17 protein-coding genes, 1 tRNA gene and 1 pseudogene are annotated in these 21,317 nt (G+C 71.0%); 8 read left to right on the top strand and 11 right to left on the bottom strand.

All coding sequences use genetic code 11. The annotated features are described in order from the left end of the window. Positions 1–8 precede the first annotated feature (8 nt). Together ABD194_RS02055 and ABD194_RS02050 are read left to right on the top strand one after the other, a co-directional pair. Positions 9–476, top strand: coding sequence for a MarR family winged helix-turn-helix transcriptional regulator (locus tag ABD194_RS02055; protein ID WP_343986738.1), 468 nt, complete (start codon positions 9–11; stop codon positions 474–476). After that, on the top strand, positions 473–1,699 hold the full coding sequence (locus ABD194_RS02050) for an MFS transporter (RefSeq protein ID WP_343986735.1): 1,227 nt from the start codon (positions 473–475) through the stop codon (positions 1,697–1,699). Before ABD194_RS02055 ends, ABD194_RS02050 begins: the two co-directional genes overlap by 4 nt. A gap of 94 nt (positions 1,700–1,793) precedes the next feature. Here the strand turns inward: ABD194_RS02050 and ABD194_RS02045 are convergent, their stop codons facing one another. From ABD194_RS02045 to ABD194_RS02035, 3 genes are all read right to left on the bottom strand, one after another. After that, a complete protein-coding gene (locus ABD194_RS02045) occupies positions 1,794–3,101 on the bottom strand; it encodes an MFS transporter (protein WP_343986732.1) in 1,308 nt (435 codons plus the stop codon). Positions 3,102–3,274: 173 nt separating this feature from the next. Next, positions 3,275–4,606: an MFS transporter gene (locus ABD194_RS02040; protein WP_343986728.1), complete on the bottom strand. Its 1,332-nt coding sequence runs from the start codon at positions 4,604–4,606 to the stop codon at positions 3,275–3,277. A 16-nt stretch (positions 4,607–4,622) separates the two neighbouring features. After that, on the bottom strand, positions 4,623–6,062 hold the full coding sequence (locus ABD194_RS02035; RefSeq protein WP_343986725.1) for an NAD-dependent malic enzyme: 1,440 nt from the start codon (positions 6,060–6,062) through the stop codon (positions 4,623–4,625). A gap of 152 nt (positions 6,063–6,214) precedes the next feature. Between ABD194_RS02035 and ABD194_RS02030 the strand changes: the two genes are divergently transcribed. From ABD194_RS02030 to ABD194_RS02020, 3 genes are all read left to right on the top strand, one after another. Beyond that, complete coding sequence (locus ABD194_RS02030) at positions 6,215–8,683, top strand: HAD-IC family P-type ATPase (protein WP_343986722.1); 2,469 nt, start codon at positions 6,215–6,217, stop codon at positions 8,681–8,683. Positions 8,684–8,857: 174 nt separating this feature from the next. Continuing rightward, positions 8,858–10,096 (top strand): MFS transporter, encoded by a 1,239-nt coding sequence (locus tag ABD194_RS02025; RefSeq protein ID WP_343986719.1) that lies wholly within the window; start codon positions 8,858–8,860, stop codon positions 10,094–10,096. 573 nt (positions 10,097–10,669) lie between these two features. Then, the gene (locus ABD194_RS02020) at positions 10,670–10,867 is read left to right on the top strand and encodes a hypothetical protein (RefSeq protein WP_343986716.1); all 198 of its coding nucleotides are present in this window, start codon (positions 10,670–10,672) and stop codon (positions 10,865–10,867) included. Positions 10,868–11,079: 212 nt separating this feature from the next. Here ABD194_RS02020 and ABD194_RS02015 read toward each other — a convergent pair whose 3' ends face one another. Beyond that, positions 11,080–11,325, bottom strand: a complete 246-nt coding sequence (locus tag ABD194_RS02015; protein WP_343986712.1) for an acyl carrier protein — start codon at positions 11,323–11,325, stop codon at positions 11,080–11,082. Between the two features lie 373 nt (positions 11,326–11,698). On the opposite strand from ABD194_RS02015, the gene ABD194_RS02010 reads away from it, so the two are divergent. Beyond that, complete coding sequence (locus tag ABD194_RS02010) at positions 11,699–12,442, top strand: ANTAR domain-containing protein (RefSeq protein ID WP_343986710.1); 744 nt, start codon at positions 11,699–11,701, stop codon at positions 12,440–12,442. Between the two features lie 62 nt (positions 12,443–12,504). Here ABD194_RS02010 and ABD194_RS02005 read toward each other — a convergent pair whose 3' ends face one another. Together ABD194_RS02005 and ABD194_RS02000 are read right to left on the bottom strand one after the other, a co-directional pair. Further along, a complete protein-coding gene (locus tag ABD194_RS02005; RefSeq protein WP_343986707.1) occupies positions 12,505–12,717 on the bottom strand; it encodes an ANTAR domain-containing protein in 213 nt (70 codons plus the stop codon). Positions 12,718–12,912: 195 nt separating this feature from the next. Further along, positions 12,913–13,545 (bottom strand): hypothetical protein, encoded by a 633-nt coding sequence (locus ABD194_RS02000; protein ID WP_343986704.1) that lies wholly within the window; start codon positions 13,543–13,545, stop codon positions 12,913–12,915. Positions 13,546–13,802: 257 nt separating this feature from the next. On the opposite strand from ABD194_RS02000, the gene ABD194_RS01995 reads away from it, so the two are divergent. Both ABD194_RS01995 and ABD194_RS01990 read left to right on the top strand, forming a co-directional pair. Further along, the gene (locus ABD194_RS01995) at positions 13,803–14,255 is read left to right on the top strand and encodes an Lrp/AsnC family transcriptional regulator (protein WP_343986701.1); all 453 of its coding nucleotides are present in this window, start codon (positions 13,803–13,805) and stop codon (positions 14,253–14,255) included. A 1-nt stretch (position 14,256) separates the two neighbouring features. Continuing rightward, positions 14,257–14,437, top strand: a pseudogene (locus ABD194_RS01990) (integrase core domain-containing protein); the annotation flags it as partial. A 432-nt stretch (positions 14,438–14,869) separates the two neighbouring features. Here the strand turns inward: ABD194_RS01990 and ABD194_RS01985 are convergent. The 5 genes from ABD194_RS01985 to ABD194_RS01965 all read right to left on the bottom strand — a co-directional run bounded on the left by ABD194_RS01985 (position 14,870) and on the right by ABD194_RS01965 (position 21,225). Further along, positions 14,870–15,133 (bottom strand): nuclear transport factor 2 family protein, encoded by a 264-nt coding sequence (locus ABD194_RS01985; protein WP_343986699.1) that lies wholly within the window; start codon positions 15,131–15,133, stop codon positions 14,870–14,872. A gap of 883 nt (positions 15,134–16,016) precedes the next feature. Beyond that, positions 16,017–16,093 (bottom strand) — tRNA-Thr (locus ABD194_RS01980). A gap of 166 nt (positions 16,094–16,259) precedes the next feature. Further along, entirely contained in the window at positions 16,260–17,900 is a 1,641-nt protein-coding gene (locus tag ABD194_RS01975; protein WP_343986696.1) for an alpha/beta hydrolase, read from the bottom strand. A 26-nt stretch (positions 17,901–17,926) separates the two neighbouring features. Beyond that, complete coding sequence (locus ABD194_RS01970) at positions 17,927–19,660, bottom strand: alpha/beta hydrolase (RefSeq protein WP_343986693.1); 1,734 nt, start codon at positions 19,658–19,660, stop codon at positions 17,927–17,929. Further along, positions 19,654–21,225, bottom strand: a complete 1,572-nt coding sequence (locus ABD194_RS01965) for an alpha/beta hydrolase (protein WP_343986691.1) — start codon at positions 21,223–21,225, stop codon at positions 19,654–19,656. Before ABD194_RS01965 ends, ABD194_RS01970 begins: the two co-directional genes overlap by 7 nt. Positions 21,226–21,317: the final 92 nt, after the last annotated feature.

The raw sequence follows: 21,317 nt of genomic DNA, 5'->3' as shown, positions 1-21,317 counted from the left end.
TTGGGCGAGTGACCGCGACCGCACCCTCCACCGTCGGCAACGACCTGTTGCGCTCGGCCGCCCGGCTCTCCCGCTGGGCCAGCCGGCACGCGTCGTTCGAGGTGCCGTTCGCCCAGGCCCGCCTGCTCGCCCTCCTCGACGAGCTCGGACCGTCACGGGTCAGCGTCCTCGCGGCCGCCGACCACAGCAGCCAGCCGACGATCACCACCCAGCTCCAGCGCCTCGCCGCGTCGGGGTGGGTGCACCGCGCGTCCGACCCGGACGACGCGCGCGCCACGGTGGTCTCCCTCAGCGACGAGGGCCGCGCCGCACTCGAGAGCGTGCGCCGCGCCCGCCTGGCAGTCCTGTCCCCCGCGCTCGACCAGCTCGACGAACCCGCGCTCGACCGCGTCCGGGTCGCGATCGAGGTCATGAACGAGCTGCTCGCCGCCGCGGCGGACGCCCCTGTCCCGCACACCACCCGAAAGGACGGATGACCACTCCCATGTGGCGCCAACCCAAGACCGTCTGGTCGATCGCCTTCGCCTGCGTGATCTCCTTCATGGGCATCGGCCTGGTCGACCCCATCCTCAAGCCGATCGCCGACGAGCTCGGCGCGGGGCCCTCGCAGGTCTCGCTGCTCTTCACCAGCTACCTCGCCGTCATGGGCGTGGCCATGCTCGGCACCGGCTGGGTCAGCAGCCGCATCGGCGCCAAGCGGACCCTGCTCGTCGGCCTGGCCCTCATCATCGTCGGCGCCGCGCTCGCCGGCCGCCAGGACACCGTGGGCGGCATCGTCGCCTTCCGTGCCCTCTGGGGCCTCGGCAACGCGCTCTTCATCGCCACCGCCCTGGCCACCATCGTCAACGCCGCCTCCGGCTCGGTGAAGCAGGCGATCATCCTCTACGAGGCCGCGCTCGGGGTCGGCATCGCCACCGGTCCGCTGCTCGGCGGCTGGCTCGGTGGCATCTCCTGGCGCTGGCCGTTCTACGGCGTCGCCGTCCTGATGGCCGTCGCGTTCATCGCGACCGTCACGACCCTGCCGAAGACTCCCCCGGCCGCCCGGCCGACGCCCATCAGCGCGCCGCTGCGCGCGCTCGGCCACCGCGGCCTGCTCACCGTCGGCATCACCGCGCTGCTCTACAACTTCGGGTTCTTCACCCTGCTGGCGTTCACGCCGTTCCCGCTCGCCATGGGCGCCCACCAGATCGGGTTCATCTTCTTCGGCTGGGGCGTCATGCTCGCGATCACCTCGGTCTTCGTGGCCCCGCTGATCCAGCGCCGGTTCGGCACCCTGGCGGGCATCGCCGGCGCCCTGCTCGGCTTCGCCGTGATCCTCGCCGCCATGGCGATCTGGACCGAGAACAAGACCGTCCTCATCGTCGGCGTGGTCGTCGCCGGGGCCTTCCTCGGCGTCAACAACACGCTGATCACCGAGACGGTCATGAAGGTGGCGCCGGTCGAGCGCGCGGTCGCGTCGGCGGCATACTCGTTCGTCCGCTTCGGCGGCGGCGCCGTGGCGCCGTGGCTCGCGGGCAACCTCGGCGAGCGGTCGATCCACCTGCCGTTCTGGGTCGGCTCGGGCGCCGTCGTGCTGGCCGTGCTCGTGCTGCTCACGGCTCGCCGCATCATCGCTGCCCTCGACGAGGCACCGGGCCACGGCGCCGAGTCCGTCACCTCGCAGGTCGAGGCCGAGGCGCTCACGGTCGGCGACGCCTGACCGACGCGCAGTCCCGGCACACGCGAACGCCGCGCCCCCGCACAGGGGCGCGGCGTTCGCGTGTCCGGACGACCTCTCGTTCGGAAGGGACCGTTCAGCGGCGGCTCGTCGGCGAGGACGCCAGGCTGCTCACCCCCGACTCGACGAGGCTGGTCTCGGCCGTGCCGAACCTGATGCCGCGCCGCTCCTTGCCGACGGCGGTCAGGACGATCACCGCCACGAACACCGGCACGATCGTCACCGCCAGCGCGAAGGGATAGCCGTGGGTGCTGGCGATGGCCTCCTGGATCGGCAGGTTGAAGGCCGCCAGGCAGTTGCCGAGCTGGTAGGTGACCCCCGGGTAGAACCCGCGGATCTCGTCGGGGCTCAGCTCGGTGAGGTGAGCCGGGATGACGCCCCACGCGCCCTGGACCATCACCTGCATGAGGAACGAGCCGAGGGCCAGCATCCCCGCCGTATGCGAGTAGGCGAAGAGCGGCACGATCGGCAGGCCCAGCACGGCGCAGAAGATGATCATCACCTTGCGCCCGTAGCGCTCCGACAGCGCTCCGGCGGCGGCCCCACCGGCGATCGCACCGACGTTGTAGATGACCGCGATCCACGACGCGGTGCTCTTGGCCAGGCCGGCTCCGCCGTCGTCGGTCGCCTTGAGGAAGGTCGGGTAGACGTCCTGGGTGCCGTGGCTCATCCAGTTGAACGCCGTCATGAGCAGCACGAGGAAGATGAAGCGACGCCAGATCGCCCGGTTGGCGAGCAGCTGGCGGACCGTGGTGCTCGTCTGGCGCACCCGCTGGTCCGCCTCCTTCCAGACCTCGGACTCCGCCACGCGCGAGCGGATGACGAAGGTGATGACGGCCGGGATGATCGACAGCGCGAACATCCAGCGCCACGAGAGGCCCAGCCACGAGTTGACGACGAGGAAGGCCAGCGAGGCGAGCAGGTAGCCCATCGAGTAGCCGCCCTGCAGGATGCCGGAGAAGAAGCCGCGTCGCTCGGTCGGCAGCTTCTCCATGGCCAGGGCCGCGCCGAGGCCCCACTCGCCGCCCATCCCGATGCCGTAGAGCATCCGCAGGAGCATGAGGACGCCGAAGTTGGGCGCGAAGGCACAGACGAATCCGACGACGCTGTAGAAGGCGACGCAGGTCATGAGGGGTATGCGTCGGCCGCGCCGGTCCGCCCAGAAGCCGAAGATGAAGGCCCCGACCGGGCGCATGATCAGGGTCATCGTCGTGATGAACGCCATCTCGGGCAGCGACTTGTGGAAGTCCTTGGCGATGTCGGCGTAGATGAGCACGACGAGGAAGTAGTCGAAGGCGTCCATCGCCCACCCGAGGTAGGCGGCGAGGAACGAGTTGCGTTGGTCGGACGTCAGTTTCGTCCGCGTCGGCGCTGGTGCAGCCATCCGTGCCTCCCTGTGGTCAGGGGCCGGCGGGGACTCCGTCGTGCCCGCACGACGGCATACCCCCCAACCTTGGCGAACGCTGGGAACCGCGCCCGTGCGGGCGAGCACGGATGCCGTCCGGCGCGCCGGGCGGTCGACCCCCGGTTCGTGGCCTCTCGACGGGTCGGGGCTCGTCAGTGGAAGGTGACGGACTGGCCGGCCTGCATGGCGGCATACGCCTCGGGATCGGCCGCGAGGGCCGCGCGCCGGGCCTTGTGCCGGTAGCGCAGGATCTGCACGATGCCGAGCGCCCACACGGGGTACTGCACCGTCATCGCGGCCCGGAAGGAGTCGACGCCCCACGTGGACGGGCCGCCCGGGGCCACCCGGTCGAGCACGACGCCGACGAGCGCGACCGCCGTGAGCGTCGCGATGAACCCGCCGGTGTTGACGATGCCCGACGCGCTGCCGATGCGGGTCGGCGGGTTGAAGGTGCGGGCGAGGTCGAAGCCGATCATCGAGCCGGGTCCGCCGACCGCGATGAGCACGACGAGGACCACGAGCAGCCAGGACGGGGCCCGACCCGGCCACAGCAGCACGACCGTCCAGGCCACGATCGCGGCCCCGACGATCCAGAGCACGAGCGTGCTGCGGGAGAAGGGGTAGCGCATCGTCAGGGTCCCGATGACCGGGCTCGTGATGACCGTCGTGACGACCATGAGCATGAGCAGCATGCTGGCCGTCGACGACGGGAGGCCCTGTCCTGCGACGAGGAACGGGAAGCCCCACAGCATGGTGAACATGTTGGCCGCGAACTGCGACGTGAAGTGCGACCACAGCCCGAGCCGAGTCCCGGGGACCAGCCAGGCCGCCCGCAGGGTGCGGGCGATCGCGCGCAGCCGCAGCTCGTCGCGGTGGTGGTCGGTGTAGGGGCTGTCCTTGACGACGAGCACGAGCGCGAGGCCGCTGAGGACGCCCACCGACGCCGCGACGGCATACGAGGGGGTCCACCCGAAGCGGTCGAGGGCGGCCGCGAGGGGCCCGGCCGCGGCGAGGGCGCCGAGCTGGCCGAGGACGCCGGTCAGCTGCGTCACCATCGGGGTGCGGCGCGGCGAGAACCAGAGCGCGACGAGGCGCAGCACCGAGATGAACACCATGGCGTCGCCGATGCCGAGCAGCACCCGGCACAGCAGCGCAGCCGGGAAGGAGTGGACGTAGGCGAAGCCGAACTGGGCGACCGTCAGGAAGGTGAGCCCGACACCGAGCAGCTTCTTGGACCCGTAGCGGTCGAGCAGGGCCCCGACGGGCAGCTGCATCGCCGCGTAGACGAGGACCTGCAGGATCGTGAAGGTCGACAGCTGCGAGCTGCTGATCCCGAAGCGGTGGGCGGCGTCGAGGCCGGCGACGCCCAGCGACGTACGGTGGAAGACCGCCAGGACGTAGACGGCGATGGCCGCCGCCCAGACCGCCCAGGCCCGGCGGCCGTCGAGCGGGAACCGCTGGCCCGACGAGGTGGTGCTGCTCATCCGGTCGGTCGGCTCCTCAGTTGGCGTCGGTCATCGGGATGCTCTTCGCAGGAGCCTTGGGCACGCAGTCGACGATCGCCTTGGCGACGGTCTTGCTCATGTCGGGCTGGAAGACGCTCGGGATGATGTAGTTCGGGTTGAGCTGCTCGTCCGTGACGACCGACGCGATGGCGTCCGCCGCCTTGATGAGCATCTCGGTGGTGACGTCCGTGGCGCGGGCGTCGAGCAGGCCGCGGAAGACACCGGGGAAGGCGAGGACGTTGTTGATCTGGTTCGGGTAGTCGCTGCGGCCCGAGGCGACGACGGTGGCGCGCTGCGTCGCCTCGTAGATGTCGACCTCGGGGTCGGGGTTGGCCAGGGCGAAGACGATGCGCTGCTCGGCCATCTCGTTGATCCACTCGGGGTCGAGGATGCGCGGGGCGCTCACGCCGATGAAGACGTCGGCGCCCTGCAGGCCGTCACGCAGCGTGCCGGTGAGGCCGCGGGGGTTGGTCCTCTCGGCGAGCTCGCGCCAAGCGGGAGTGAGGGACTCGTCGTCGCGGTTGAGCAGGCCCGGCCGGTCCGAGACCGTCACGTCGATCGCGCCGGCGGCCAGCAGCAGCTGGACGATGGCCGACCCCGCCGCGCCGCCGCCGGAGACGACGATCCGCGCGTCGGCCAGCTTCTTGTCGATGATGCGCAGGGCGTTCTTCAGGGCGGCGAGCACGACGATCGCGGTGCCGTGCTGGTCGTCGTGGAAGACCGGGATCGACAGCCGCTCGCGCAGCTTGGCCTCGATCTCGAAGCACCGCGGGGCCGCGATGTCCTCGAGGTTGATGCCGCCGAAGCCAGGAGCGATGAGCTCGACGGTGCGCACGATCTCGTCGACGTCGGTCGTGTCGATGCAGATCGGCCACGCGTCGATGTCGGCGAACCGCTTGAAGAGGGCGGCCTTGCCCTCCATGACGGGCAGCGCCGCCATCGGGCCGATGTTGCCGAGGCCGAGGACGGCCGAGCCGTCGGTGACGACGGCGACCGAGTTGCCCTTGATCGTCAGCTTGGGCACGTCCTCCGGGTGGTCGGCCAGCGCCTGGCTGACCCGGCCGACGCCCGGCGTGTAGGCCATCGCGAGGTCCTGGCGGTTGCGCAGGTTGACCTTGGACTCGACCGAGATCTTGCCGCCGAGGTGGAGCAGGAAGACCCGGTCGGAGACCTTGTGCACGCGCACGCCCTCGAGCGTCTCGACGGCATCGACGACCTCGGTGGAGTGCTCGGCGTTGCTCGCGGAGCAGGTGAGGTCGATGACGAGCCGGTCCGGGTGCGAGTCGACGATGTCGAGCGCGGTCGTGATGCCGCCGCTCTCGGCCACCTTGACGGCGAGCGCGCCGATGACGGCGGGGTCGGTGCCGGCGTGGATACGCATCGTGATCGAGTAGGAGGCAGTGGTGGCGCGGGCACGTTGGATCGACTCAGTCACGCCCCTTATCGTCCCACGATCCGACAGTCGCCCCGGACGCGGTCCGAAGACCGATCAGTAACATTCGTCCCCTGTCACGGGCCGCCCACCCGGCCCCGGCGGTTGTGCCCGTTGGCAGCAGGGCGGGGCACCCGGCATACGACAATGGGGGCGTGACGACACGCGGTGAGTCGACGCTCACCCGCACCGACGGGCTGACGGGCGCCGAGGTCGCCGAGCGCGTCTCGAGCGGCGCCGTCAACCGGCTCACCGAGCGGACCTCCCGCTCGGTCGGCGAGATCGTCCGTGCCAACGTGCTCACCCGGTTCAACGCGATCCTGGGAGCGCTCTTCGTCCTCGTGATGGTGACGGGCTCGTTCGCCGACGGCCTCTTCGGGATCGTGCTCGTCGTCAACTCGGCGATCGGGATCGCCCAGGAGTACCTCGCCAAGCGCAAGCTGGACCGGCTCGCGCTGCTCAACGCGCCGACGACCCGTGTGGTGCGTGACGGCGCGGTGCAGGTCGTGGCCACGAGCGAGGTGGTGCAGGACGACCTCATCGAGCTGCGGACCGGCGACGAGGTGCCCGCGGACGGCACGCTGACCGCGAGCGCCGGCCTCGAGCTGAACGAGGCGAACCTCACCGGCGAGTCGGACCCCGTCGCACACGACGAGGGTGACGAGATCAGGTCGGGCACGAGCGTCGTGGCGGGCTCGGGCCGATACCACGCGAGGCGGGTCGGCGCGGATGCCTACGTCAACCGGATCGCCGCCGACGCCAGGAAGTTCACGCCGACGCGCTCGGAGATCCAGGAGTCGACCAACACCCTGCTGACCTACATCACGTGGGTGATCGTCGCGGCCCTGCCCATCGCGATCTGGTCGCAGTGGCGCACCGTCGGGGACCAGGGCTGGCAGCAGGTCGTGATCCGCTCGGCCGCGGGCGTCGTCGGGCTCGTTCCCGAAGGGCTGGTGCTCCTGACGTCGGTCGCCTTTCTGCTGTCTGCCGTCCAGCTCACGCGCCGGCAGGTGCTCGTCCAGCAGCTGCCCGCCGTCGAGGGCCTGGCCCGGGTCGACGTCGTGTGCCTCGACAAGACGGGCACGCTCACCGCCGGTGACATCACCTTCGACGACGCACGGCCACTGGGCGACCACGACGCGGACGAGATCCGCAGCGCCCTCGGCGCTCTCGCCGACGACCCCAACGCCAACGGCACGCTCACCGCCATCGCCGCAGCGCTCGACTCCCCCGGCTGGGAGCGAACCGGCACGGTGCCCTTCAGCTCGGCACGCAAATGGAGCGCGGCAAGCTTCGAGGGCCGGTCCACGTGGGTGCTCGGCGCCCCCGAGGTGCTGCTCGCCGCGGGCCCGCAGCCCTCGGCACCGCAGCTCGTCGAGGCCGTCCGAACCGAAGTCTCCGAGCTCGCCGACGCGGGTCGGCGCGTCGTTCTCCTCGCCCGCAGCGAGGAGCAGCTGCCATCCGCGGCCGTGCACCCACAGCTGCCCCCGGACCTGGTCCCCGTCGCGCTCGTCACGCTCACCGAGCAGGTGAGGCCCGACGCCTCGCAGACCCTCGCCTACTTCAGCGAGCAGGAGGTGGCCATCAAGGTGGTCTCCGGTGACAACCCGGTCACCGTGGCCGCGGTGGCCCGGGCGGTGGGCCTCGACGCCGGTGAGCCGGTCGACGCGCGCACCCTCTCCGACGACCCGGAGGTGCTGCGTGCCGCACTGGCCACCCACACGGTCTTCGGCCGGGTCACCCCGGAGCAGAAGCGCGCCTTCGTCCACGCGCTGCAGGCGGACGGCCACGTCGTGGCGATGACCGGTGACGGCGTCAACGACGCGCTCGCCCTCAAGGACGCCGACATCGGCGTCGCCATGGGCAACGGGGCGCAGGCCACCAAGGCGGTGGCCGAGCTGGTCCTGCTCGACGGGCGCTTCTCGCACCTGCCCGACGTGCTGGCCGAGGGCCGCCGCGTCATCGGCAACGTCGAGCGCGTCGCCAACCTGTTCGTCGCCAAGAACGCGATGAGCCTGGTCGCGATCCTCGCGGCAGCGGTCATCGCGGTGCCGTTCCCCTTCCTCCCCCGGCACCTGACCCTCGTGTCGGCGGTGACGATCGGCATCCCGGCGTTCTTCCTCGCCCTCGGCCCCAACCGGCGCCGCTACCTACCCGGCTTCCTGCGCCGCATCCTGCGCTTCGCGGTGCCGTCGGGCGCCGTCGCGGGCGTGGTGGTCATCGCCTCCTACCTGCTGGCCGGCAGCAGCGAGGGTGTCACGGCCGACGAGTTCGCGACCCGTTGCGCCGTCGCCACGGGAGCGAGCCCGGCCACCGTCGCCGCCGACGTGGCGTGCTGGCGCCCCGGCAGCGGTGCGACCATCACCCTGCTCACCGTCTTCTTCTGGATCCTCGTGGTGCTCGCCCGCCCCTTCCGTCCTTGGAAGGCGGTGCTCATCGGGGCCATGGCGGGGCTGGCGGTCGCCGCCTTCCTCGTGCCACCGGCGGCGCACTTCTTCAACCTGGACGCGCCGCTGCCGCTGGTGTGGCAGTCCCTCGCGGCGGGTGCCGTGGGCGCGGTCCTCGTCGAGGTCATCTACCGCACCTCGCCGAGCCTGCGGGTCGCCCACCACGAGCCCGACTGAGGGGACGTGCCCTTCCGGCCTCTCCCGGGATGGCCGCCGTCCGCGGTCGGCGCGGGCCGGAGGAGCACGGCAGTCCCGTAGACTGGGGCTTGCACAGGGATCCGGCGTGGCCTGTTGGGCGGGTAGGCACGCACCCGCTGTCGCGCACCCGCGACCAGAACCGGAGCCGCCCTCGTGTCCCCCACCGACTCGTACCGCCACCTCTTCGGCCTCACCGGCCGCACGTACATCGTCGTGGCGTTCTTCGCCCGGCTGCCGCTCGCGATGAGCCAGCTCGGCACCCTCCTGCTCGTCTCCCACGCCACCGGGAGCTACGGCGCCGGTGGCTTCTGTGCCGGAGCGCTCGCCGTCGCCAACGCCGTCGGCGCCCCGTTCTGGGGCGCGCGGGCAGACCGGCTGGGGCAGCGCCGCGTCGTCGCCTTCCAGTCGCTCGCCGGCGCTGCCGGGCTCGTCGCCGTCCTGCTCGTCGTGGGCGCCGGGCTCTCCTGGGGGGTGGCTGCCGTGGCGAGCGCCGTGGCCGGCCTGCTCCTGCCCCAGATCGGCCCGCTTGCCCGCGTGCGCTGGCGCCCGATCACCGCCGGGACGGGGCCGCGGCAGCACCGCCTCGTCGATGCGGCCTTCTCCTACGAGGGCGCCGCCGACGAGGCGTCCTTCGTCCTCGGTCCGGCCCTCGTCGGTCTCGGCGTCTCGGTGGCGAGCCCGGCGGCCGCCCTGGGCCTCGCGGCCGCGGCTCTCGCGGTCTTCGGCACGTGGTTCGCCCTCCACGAGACCGCGACCGTCACCCACGCCGCCACGTCACGGAGCAGCGGCGCCACCGGCCGGCTGCTCGGCCCGGCGCTCGTCGTGCTCTGCGTCGCGCAGCTGCTCGTCGGGACGGTCTTCGGCTCCGTCCAGACCGGCACGTCGGTGTTGGCCACCGCGGCCGGCTCACCGGGCCTGACCGGCTACTTCCACGCCCTCCTCGGGGTCGGCAGCGTCGTCGCGGGCCTCGCGGTCGCCGGCCTGCCCTCGCGGTGGTCCCTCTCGGCCCGGCTGCGGTGGTTCGCCGTGGCCCTGCTCGTCCTCGCGTCGCCGCTGCTGCTCGTCGGGTCGCTGGGCGCCCTCGTCCCGGTGCTGCTCGTCCTCGGCTGCAGCGTCGCCCCGTACATGATCACCACGTTCACGCTTGCCGAGCGAGTGACGCCTGCGACGCGCACCGGTGCCGCCATGACGGTCCTTGCCGCCGCGACGGGCCTCGGCTACGCGGTCGGTGCCGCCCTTGCGGGCCGACTGGCCGACTGGGGCGGGCACACCCCCGCGTATGCCGTCACGGTCGGTGCCGGCGCGGCCGCGGTCCTCGTGTCGTGGGGTTGCCGCCGGGTCCTACAGCGGGCCGAGCCGCGGCCCCTGCCAGAGCCCGCGACGGTGCCCTGAACCATCGGCCTCGGGATTTTGGCACCTTTTGCGGTGGTTGCGCCGGATCTCGAACCGGTCGATAAGAAGAAGCACCGGATATTTCCGCGAAAACGCTTACAAGCCCCTACACGTTCATTAGTGTCACATCTGTAACACCCCCACGGCTGGAACGCACCCCCCCATCCGCACCAGCCTCGAAGGAGCCCGTCCTGCGCGCGCAGGTGGGCTCCTTCGCCCTTTCCGGCGGCGTTCCCGTGAGGTATGCCGTCACGCCGATCGCACGGAGCCCAGACCGTGCGCGTTGGCCGGACACGCAGAAGGCCCCGCTCCTGCGAGTGCGGCGGGGACGGGGACTTAGAGACGAGCCGCTCATCGGAATCGAACCGACGGCCTCATTACCGGCACATCGGGGCGGCAGGACGGAGCAGGGTTAGCTCATTTGTCCTGGCGGCAGTGGGGAGGGTGGCCGTCCGCGGCGTGGACGTTCGCTGGGATCCCTTGACATCGATCCGGTGTCGGCCGACTCTGGTTGCGGCTCCAAGTGCGCGGGTCGGCGTGAGACGCCGCCGACCGGCGTCCTGTGGAGGAACCATGACCCTGACATCGCCGGGTGCAGGCATCCGGGAGCTGATCCGAGAACTTGTCGAGTTGCAGGACCGGATCAACGAGTTGCGTGACGCGGAGCAGAACCGTTGGGTGACACCGGTCGAGCGGCATCGAGAGCTCGTGCGCCTGAGCCACCGGGAGGGCGAGGTCATCGCCGCCTTGCGTCGTCACCGGCTCCGCTGAGAATCGCGACCGACGAAGGTGGTTCCTACGCTGAGCGCACTGCATCCGAGCTGCGAGGACGGCCAGAAGGTGTGGCGTGTCCCCGACGGTCCCGCCGCGTAGAGGTGCGCCGAAGGACCTTAGAGGCGGTCACGGAATGCCAGCCGTCAGCTGTGGTGTCGATGGCCTGGTCGGGAGCTCCCGATAAGCCCGTGGCGGCACTGGAACCCGGTTCAGCCTTGATCGGTGGGCGCGGTGTTGTCCGTTCCGCCAAGCCGATGCAGGAACTCGTGGCACTGGTGGGCCCGCGCCGAGTCCTCGTCCATCACCCGGCGGAAGAAGTCGGCGATTTCTTGCTGGTCGGCGTTCTCAGCGTCACGGACGTACTGCCCGTAGTCGTGACCTGCCTTCAGTGAGTGGTACTGCACGGAGATGAGGTCGAACGTCACGTCGTCGAAGCCAGTCTCACCGGTTGCCATTTCAGTCCCCTTTCGCTGCTCGCGTTCACCGGCTCGTTACCCGGCGGGGGCGGTGCCAAACGGCACCAGAGCTCGACCGCGCTGGCTACAAGTTCTGCGCTGCCCACCGCGTGCGGTGGCCACGACGAACCTCGCCTGTGCGGCATGGAAGGCGTTCTGCTCCCCGCAGTGGGGCGTGGCGCACGTTCTTCTGACCTGGTCTCACAACGTAATGCCCCCTCGCGTGCCCTGTTGAACAGCGACGATGCCGCGGCGGCATGGCCGGGGCGGCACGTGGGTACGAGGGCTGGGCCTGAGGGTACTCGCTTCCGCATCCTGCTGTCCGCCGCGGGGAGGGTTCCGGCGGGCTCCAAAGGCGAAGGAAAGTGATGCAGTGAGCGACACATCGGGCCGGGCCGAGGCGGCCCTCACCCTGCGTCGGGTGGCGCACGACTTCGAGCAGCTCGGTGACGAGCTGTCGCGCTCGACGCAGCCGACCGCTTTCGAGGCGGTGACCCGGGTGGCCGTCAGACGGGTGCCCGCAGCTTCGGCGGCCAGCATCACCACCGTCAAGCACGGCCGTTTCACAACCGTTGGCGCGACGGACGACTTCGCACGGCACGCGGACCATCTCCAGTACGAGCTGCAGTCCGGCCCGTGCGTCGACGCGATCGTCGACGATGCGCTCTACCAGCCGAAGGACCTCGCCACCGACGACCGTTGGCCGGAGTACGGCCGTCGCGTGGTGGACGAGCTCGGCTTCCACAGCATGCTGTCGTACCGCATCCACGTGGAAGTCCCCGGCGTCATCGCCGGGATGAACCTCTATGCCTTTGATCCCGTCGCCTTCGACGAGCACGACCTGGCCCAGGGGCTGCTGCTTGCCACCTACGCGGCCCAAGCACTGACGGCCGCGTACCTACGCGACCGGGCGGAGAACCTCGAACGAGCGCTTGCCACGAACCGGGAGATCGGCACGTCCGTCGGTGTCCTCATGGCCCTGCACCGGCTCACCGCGGAGCAGGCGTTCGACCTGTTGAGGATCGCGAGCCAGAACAGCAACCGCAAGCTCCGCGAGGTGGCGCTGGACGTCATCGACACCGGAATGGTCGACGTCACCCCGCACAGCCGAGGCTGAAACCACGCCGGCACCGGCCGCCGGCACGCGTCGCTGAGGCTAGGCGCAGCAGGTGAGGACCCCTACTCCTCCTCGAGCACGTATCCCAGCGACGCCAGCACCAGGACCCATTCGGCGACGTCCTCGACCAGCTCCCCGCGACGCAGCGCGATCGAGAACAGCCCTTCGAACCCCTGGTCGTAGGTGCAGCGCCGCTGCTCCATCAGCACCCCGGTGGCAACGTCCAGCAGATCGTGCTCGCCCGGGTGGCCCTGGTGTCTGAAGTTCACGATCATCTCCGCGAGGTCGCTGCTGGTGGAAGAAGCACCAGACGGGTTCGCTGATACAGAGCGCGACTGAAGATTCCGGGCGGGTGGCCACCCTCGGCCTTACCAGTACGACATACCCCGCCGCTCGTCACGCAACCGTTCCCACCGTCTCGCGACCAGGAGCTGCCTGGGGAGCCGCCACGGCACGGCTCGTGGGCCCGGTCAGCGGATCCTGTCGCCCCACCGGGTCACGCCGACGTTGACCAGTGCCATCGCGACGCCTGCGGTGGCGAAAGCGACCGGTCCGCCGAGGGGAACGAGGGTGACGGCCAAGACGGCCGCGAAGGTGGCGGTACCCGGCACGACGGTGAGACCCCCTCGCAGCATGGACCGGGCGGCGGGCGACCCGGCGTCGCGGTGGATGCTGGGCGCCACGACGGACATAACCAGCGGCACGCCGGCGAGCACGCCGACCAGCCCGGCCCCGAGCAGGTGTGAAGCGGTCGACAGTCCGGCCACGAGAACGCCCGCCAGGACAGCGCGGACGACGAGCTGGGCCCCCGGGCGCTTCGTGGGCGCGGTGGTCGGATCCTGCTCCGTTCGCCACAGCCGGAGCGCGACGAGCGCCATCGGCAGGACTGCAAGGCCGGACCACGTGAAGGCCCCAGTCGCCACGTGGGCGCCGGCACCAAGCCCCGCAGTGACCACCAATGCGGCGACGAGGCTCGAGAGCGGGGTCGCCCGCGCGGATGCGATGGCGTAGGCGCAGGCGAACCCCAGAACCATGACCTGACCGGCCAGCGCGCCTTGTGCCGTGACCGCGGCGGCCGAGGGCCCTTCTGCGACGAGAAGCACCAGTACCAGCGGGCCGCAGGTGAAAGGAAGCCCGACCAGGCGACCTGCCACACGCGGTCCGGCGCGATGCTGCAGCCATCCGGCTACCAAGACGGTCAGTGGTGGGAGAACGAGGCGGAGGACGAGGCTTTCCATACCTTCGACGCTTCCACGAGCCTTGCTTCTGATGGCGCGGACTTTGGCGCGCACGAGCGTGTTTCATCGCCGATTCATCGGTGAACGCGCCGATTCGCCGCCATCTGTGAGATTGTCGGTCAGTGGACGCCATCGATCGGACGCTGCTCCGCCTCCTCATCGCGGATGCCCGGACGACCTATCACGATCTCGGCGCCGCCGTGCGGTTGAGCGCCAACACGGTCGGCGACCGGGTCCGGCGGCTGCGAGCGAGCGGCGTACTCCGCGGCTATCGGGCCGAGCTCGACCCGGCGGCGCTCGGCAGGAAGCTGCTGATGGTCAGCGACGTGCGACTGCGCGAGGACCGGGACCGAGGCGACTTCGAGCGCGACCTCCAGCAGGTCCCGCAGGTCGTCTCAGCCAGTCGCCTGACCGGAGAGTACGACTTCCTCCTGCGCTTGGCCTGCGTCGATGCGGCCGAGTTCGAGACCGTGGTGGACATCCTCAAGCGCGACCACGGCGTGCGCGAGCTACACAGCCGGCTGGTGCTGCACGAGCTCGACCTCGACCCCGGGCGGCTCCTCGAGCTGGGATAAGGACGGCAACGTCGAGCGGTTCGACCGCACCCTCCTGAAGGAGTGGGCCTACGCCGCCGAATACTCCTGCGAGGCCGATCGCGCAGCCGCCTTCCCCGAATGGCTGCATCACTACAATCACCACCGCGCACACCGCGCTCCAGGGCAAGTCACCAGCCCAACGCGTGCCCAACCTCTCCGGGCAGAACACCTGGGCCGAGCTGCTGGCGCTGATCCACGCTTCAGGCACAGAGGGAGCCCCCGACGGGCATCGGCGGCCGCGTGGCCACCGCCGAGGTGAGCCCATGACCACGCGCACGGAGGAGGAGCGGTACAGCCGGTCGCCGCTCAGCCACGGCGCCTCGGGTGGGAGCTCCGGGGGGAACCGTCCCGGCCAGCCGCACTGGCACTGCCCAGCGAAGCGGCGGGCAGGAGGAACCAGTGCCGGGCAAGGCACACGACCCTGACGTGCTCGACCGGACCTTCGGTGCTGTCGAGCACGGCCCGCTCCGTCACCTCGGCCACGGCGCCACACTCCGGACACGTCGTCATGTCGAGCGCCGGTCCACTTGGGCTGTTCTTGTCGTCCACGAGACACCTCCTGGCCCCGTCCTTCGAGCGCCCTACTTCGTCCCTCAGAGGCGCTCTCGCAAGGCGGTGTCACCGGCGACTTGCAACTTCGTGACCCTGCCCTCGAACCCGAACGTCGCCACGTCGACCTCGTCCGCTGACTGTCCGTCCGCCGTCATCTGGGACGGCACGACGACGCGGTTGCCGTCGGCGATGAAGTGGTGCGGCTCTATGCGGAAGGACTCCCGGGCAAGCGACGTGAAGTAGGCCGGCACCTCCTTCTTGCCTCGGTAGACGCCGCTGATTGGCGCTCTTCCCGGGGACAACACACTCGATGCCGTCCGCGGCGGTGCGCATGGCGCCTTCCATCACGCCTGCACCGCAAGCCGCATACGCGGCCTGGGCGTGTGCCTTCTCCGAAGCGGACATGCGTCCACCTACGTGTCTGTCCCCACCCGAGCCAGGTGCTTTTTCGGCGGAAGGAGGCACGAACGCCTGAGGAACCAACGATTTCAGGTGGTTCATGGAAGCCTCCGTGTGGGCCGGCGCTCCCCTCTCCTACTGACGGTAGTCGGCCGCGGTCACGCGCGTACCAGGTTTGGCACCAGGCCTCAGCTGAGGTCGGCGCTGCAGGGGCGTGGCAATACGAAGCGGTGTCTGCGATCGGCTCGAAGTTGCCGGCGCCAACCGTGCCAACCGTGTCGTCGTCGCGACGGGCCGCCGTTAGTGGTGGCGCCGGCCCGCCTCCGCGAGGAACACGGGAGGCCGCGGAGGTCATCCGAGCCAGGACACCGACGCTGGCCGGACATCGCAGGGGCGCTCTCCCGACGGGGCACAGAAGGGCGTTCTGCGCGGTCAGGTCTGGCGTGGCGGTCGTGTCCTCGACGTGTGCGGGCCTGCCCCCTCTCGGAGTCCAACTGGAAGCGCTCCGTGGGGTGGCGTGAGGCCTGTGCCGCGATCGGCCGGCCGACCCTGCACGCCCACGACCTGCGGCATACGGCGGCCTCCATCTGGCTCGGAGCGGCACCGACCCGAAGGTGGTCCAGCGCATCCTGGGGCACGCCTCGGCCGATGACGATGGACCTCTACGGCCACCTCATCGACCGCAACCTGTGGGAGGCAGCGCGGCCGGTCGGGGGCATCCGTGGCCGCCACGGGCAAGGGAAAGGCCCCCGACTCTGGCGAGAAGGGGGCCTGACCTGTGGTGATGCGTGGAGCCGCTTGTCGGAATCGAACCGACGACCTATTCATTACGAGTGAATCGCTCTGGCCGACTGAGCTAAAGCGGCTGGTCGTGCAGGCTGTGACGAGCACAACCGGACACGGTGGTTGAGTATACGCACGAGCCCAGCGGGAGAAAAATCCGGCGCCACGGCCTCTCCCCAGCACCAGCGGCGGCGTGGCGGGACCGTCGCACGGCCGTCCTCCAAGGGGCACGGCCGGCGTCTGGACCCGTCAGGCTCCGCAGACGAAGTCGTCCTCCGGCGCCCTCGAGTGGGCCAGGTAGTCGTCGACCACCGCGTCGGCACAGTCGTTGTCGTTGCCGTAGGCGCCGTGCCCCTCCGCCGACACGGTGACGAACCGTGACCTGACGATCTCGCCGGCGAGGGCGCGCGTGTTCTCGATGGGCGTCGTCCGGTCTCCGTCGTTGCCGATGACGAGCACCGGCGTGGGGACGTCGGCCCCCACGAGCAACGTCTGGCGTCGCACGCCGGTCCATCCGTCGCACTGGGGCGTCGACGGGCCGTTGAGCCGTGCCCACAACGGGTGGTTGTCCAGGACGTCACGGCTCGGCACGACCGAGTCCCACGGCGACTGCGGCCAGTCGGAGCAGGTCACGAGCAGGTGGCCCCGCGCCGTCGCGCCCCCGGCGTAGGTGCCGTCCTCGTTGCGCTCGACCATCTCCATGGCGAAGGCCGCCAGGTCGGTCCCGTCGCCGTCGTTGACGGCCGTGTCGAGAGCGTCCACGAGGTCGGGCCAGGTGTCCGGACGGGTCAGTCCCCATCCGATGGCGGTGGTGGCCCAGCCCTCGGTGAGGCGGGGCAGGCTGTCGTAGTCCGTCTCGAGCGGCTGCCTGTCGAGGCGGTCGAGGAAGGCGACGAGCGTGCGGGACACCGTGGCGGTGTCCTTCCCGAGCGGGCACTCGACGCTCGACCCGCACTCGGTCGCGAAGTCGTCGACGACGTCGTCGAAGTCGTCGGCCCAGCCGCGCGCCGCCGCATCGACCTCCTGCGGGCTCGGGACGTCCTCTTCGACTGCGTCGGGCAGCACGGCGGAGTCCAGGACCATGAGCCCGACGCGACTGGTGAGGAAGTCGGCGTAGACCGCGCCGATCATCGTGCCGTAGCTGACGCCGTAGTAGTTCAGGCGTTCGTCGCCGACGGCCGAGCGCAGGATGTCGAGGTCCCGGGCCACGAACTCGGTGCCCATCCGGGCGGCCAGGGCACCGCCACGGACCAGACACCGCCGGTTGCGCTCCGCGGGCGCGCGGCGGGCGGCGTCCCGCTCGGCAGGGGTGTCGGGGGTGGGGTCCGCTGCATACATGGCGTCGAGGTCGGCGTCCGTGAGGCAGTCGACCGGATCGGACTGACCCATGCCACGCGGATCGAACCCGACGACGTCGTAGCGCTCGCGGACGGCGTCGTCGAAGAAGTCCGGTGCGGCGTCGGCGAACTCGATGCCGGAGCCACCAGGGCCGCCGGGGTTGATGAACAGGGAGCCGATGCGCTTGCCCGGCCCCGAGGCCACGAGCCGGCGCAGGGCGATCGAGGTCCTGGCGCCGCCCGGTCGCTTGTAGTCGACCGGCACCGCGACGGTCCCGCACTCGAACCTGGCGTCGTCGTCGCACGTCGTCCAGGCGACGGCCTTGCCGTAGTAGGCGGCCAGGTCGGCGGGCTCGGGGTCGACGGGACCGGTGAAGGCGACCGGCGTCGTGGCCGGCCGGCCCGCGCCGGCGGCCACGGGAGCCGCCTCTGCTGTCGGAGCCGCGGCGGCTCCGGCGACTGGTGGACGGTTGCTCGCGGCGTCAGGACGAGCGCCGGTGGGCACCCGCGCGGGCGCCGTCGCCAGGAGCAGGAGCGTCGCGAGGACCGCCACGGAGACGAGGGGCGCGACCAGCAGGCTCAGCAGGTCGTGCCGTCGCCGGGCACCTTTCCCCTGAGCAGGTATCCGTCCACGGCGGAGTCCACGCACGGGTTGCCAGCGTAGTAGGTGCCGTGCCCGTCATGGTTGGAAGTGAGGAGAATGCCCGAGTCGAGATCCTTCGCGAGCTGCTTCGTACCGCCGATCGGCGTCGCCGGGTCGCGTTCGTTGCCGATGACCAGGATGGGGGCGGCGCCGACCGCGAGCGTCGTCCCCTTCTCGGCGCGTCCCGGCGCGGGCCAGCTGCGGCAGTTGTCGTAGAGCTCGCCGGTCATGCGGGCCCACAGCGGGTGGGCGGCCTTGGCCTTGCGCTGCTCGGCGAGGACCGAGGCGTCCGTCTTCGAGCGCGGCCAGTCGGCGCACCGGACCGGGATCATCGCCTGCAGGTAGGTGCTCGGCGCGTAGGTGCCGTTGCTGCTGCGCTCGACGACCGACATCCCCTTGGACAGGAGGATGTCGCCCGTCCCGGCGAACGCCTGGGCGAGGCCCTTGTTCAGGGTCGGCCAGGACGTGTCGGAGTAGAGGCACATGAAGATCGAGAAGCCGACCCAGCCCTCGCCGATGCGCGCCAGGCCCGGCTGGCTCGTGGTCAGCCCCTTCTTCTCGACGGCGTCGAGCAGGTCGACGATCTTCTGTCGGGCGGCGGCCTTGTCATGGCCGAGGGCGCAGTCGGGGCGAGCCACGCACCAGCCGATGAACGCGTCGATCGAGGACTCGAAGCCCTGGATGTCGTAGGTCATCTCCTGCTGGTCGGTCTGGTTGGGCGACATCGCCGAGTCGAGCACCATCCGGCCCACCTTCATGGGGAAGGCGTCGGCGTACATCGCCCCGAGGAAGGTGCCGTAGGAGCCGCCGAAGAAGTTGAGCTTCTCGTCACCGAGGAGCACCCGCATGACATCCATGTCGCGCGCCACCTCCCCGGTGCTCATGTGCATCGCGCGCACGCCGCCGCGAGCGGCGCACCGCTTCGTCACCCCGTCGACGTCGGCGAGCAGGGTGGAGCGCTCGGCCGGCGAGTCGGGGGTCGGGTCGGCGCTGAAGAGCAGGTCCATGTCCGAGTTGCCCAGGCACCGCACGGGGCTGGACGCGCCGATGCCGCGCGGGTCGAAGCCCACGATGTCGTATGCCGCCCGCACCGCCGGCGAGAAGACGAACGACGCGTACTGAGCGTACTCCACCCCGGAGCCGCCCGGGCCGCCCGGGTTGATGACGAGCGAGCCGAGCCGCTTGGCCGGATCGGTGGCCGGGGCCTTGCGCAGCGCGAGCATGAAGCGGTCGCCGCCCGGCTTGGCGTAGTCGACCGGGACCTGCATCGTCGTGCAGCGGTGCTGCGGGTTGTCCGGGCATGGTGACCACGTCAGGCGCTGGGTGTAGAAGGCGCTGAGGGCTGCGGGGTAGTCCTGGTTGGCCGTGCTGCCGGGCGTGGGCGCCGCCGTGGCAGCGCTGGGAGAGGTGGCGGGCAGGCTCGGCCGGGCGACCGGGGGCGGGTTGCCGACCCGCCAGACGGTGAGGACGACCGCGGTGAGCACGGCGAGGACCGCCACGGCGGCCAGCACCAACCGCAGCGGCGAGCGGGCCGTGCCGCCACCGGGGGGCCGCGGCTGACCGGTGCCTGCCGCGGCACCCGGCGGGGGTGGCGGGTAGTCGGGCGGGAGGGCGGCATACCCGGTCGGCGCGTCCGGCAGGTCGTCGGGCCCCGGTGGGTCGTTCAGCATCGCAGGCCGTCCTTCGGCACGCGCCCCTGCACGTAGTAGGCGTCGATGGCGCTGTCGACACACGTGTTGCTGCGGCCGTAGGCCGTGTGGCCGTCGCCGTCGAAGGAGACGAGCACGGCGTTGTCGAGTTCGTCGCGCAGCCGCTTGGACCACTCGTAGATCGTCGCGGGATCGCGGGTGGTGCCGACGACGACGATCGGGTTGCTGCCCGGCGCGCTGATCTTGTGCGGCGGGTTGGTCGCCTTCACCGGCCAGATGCCGCAGGGCAGGGCGCCCCAGGCGAGGTTGGCGCCCCACGTCGGGGCCTTGGCGGAGAAGTCCTTCGCGTACTTCTCGTAGGCCGACAGGTCCGGGCTGTCAGGCCGGTCGAGGCAGTTGACGGCGTTGATGGACTCCATCAGGTTGCCGTCGTAGCCACCGCCGGGGCGCCGCTCGGCGTAGGCGTCGGCGAGCTGCATCAGGCTCTGGCCGTTGCCGGCCTTGGCCTCGCGCAGGGCGTCGGTGAGGATGCTCCACGCGCCCTGGTCGTAGAGCGCGACGGCGACGCCGAGGCGGGCCCACCCCTCGGTCAGCTGCGGCGCGCTCGGGTCGCCGGACGGCAGGGGCTGTCGGTCGACCTGCTTGAAGAAGTCGTCGAGCCCCTTGAGGGCTGCCTCGGCAGCGCTGCCGAGCGGGCAGTCGCCCTGCTTGACGCAGTCCTCGACGTAGGCCTGGGTCGCGATCTGGAAGCCGCGTGCCTGGCCCTCGCCGAGCTCTGCGCTGGTGAGGTCGGGCGGCACGACGCCGTCGAGCACCATGCGCCCGACCCGCTTGGGGAAGAGGTCGGCGTAGGTCGAACCGAGGAACGTGCCGTAGGACTTGCCGAGGTAGTTCAGCTGGGGGTCGCCGACAGCGGCCCGCAGGATGTCCATGTCCCGCGCGGCGTCCGCGGTGGAGAGGTGCTTGACGAGGTCCGGGTTGTCGGCCTGGCACCCGGCCGCCATGGCCTTGGCCTGCACCAGCAGCGCCTGCTCCTCGGCGGGGGTGTCCGGCGTCGGGTCGGCGCCCAGGAAGCGGTCGAGGGCCTTGTCGCCCAGACAGTCGATGGGGTCGGAGCCCCCGACGCCGCGGGGGTCGAAGCCGACGAGGTCGTAGTAGCGCCGCACCTCGGGGCCGCCGATGGTCTCGGCCCCGTTGCGCACGTAGTCGATCCCCGAGGCGCCCGGGCCGCCCGGGTTGACGAGCAGCGACCCCAGCCGCTTCGACTGGTCGCGCGCCTTGACCCTGGCGACCTTGATCGTCAGGTCCTTGGCCGGGTCGGGCGCGGCGTGGTCGAGCGGCACGCGCAGGTCGGCGCACTCGAGGTCGCCGCACTTCTTCCAGTCGAGCTTCTGGGTGTAGTACCGCGCGAGTGCCGGGTTCGGTGCGGCGGTGGCGCTCGGCAGACCCGAGCTGGGCGTCGTGCCGACGGGGGGCTCCGTCGTGGTCGTGCACGCGGAGAGTGCCGGCACCAGCGCGACGAGCGCGACGAGCACCGATACGGCGGTGGAGCGGGCGCGGGGGGTGGCGGCCGGACGTCTCGTCATGCCGGAAACCGTAACGGGTCGACCTGCGAGCGGCCTGCCGCGTCCGAGGGTCGTGACCGCATCGAGGCCGTATGCCGTCCCCCCGCTCGCGG

This window comes from Terrabacter terrae, from assembly GCF_039529575.1.
Classification (GTDB): Bacteria; Actinomycetota; Actinomycetes; order Actinomycetales; family Dermatophilaceae; genus Terrabacter; species Terrabacter terrae.
This window is presented reverse-complemented; position numbering and strand designations above follow the sequence as displayed.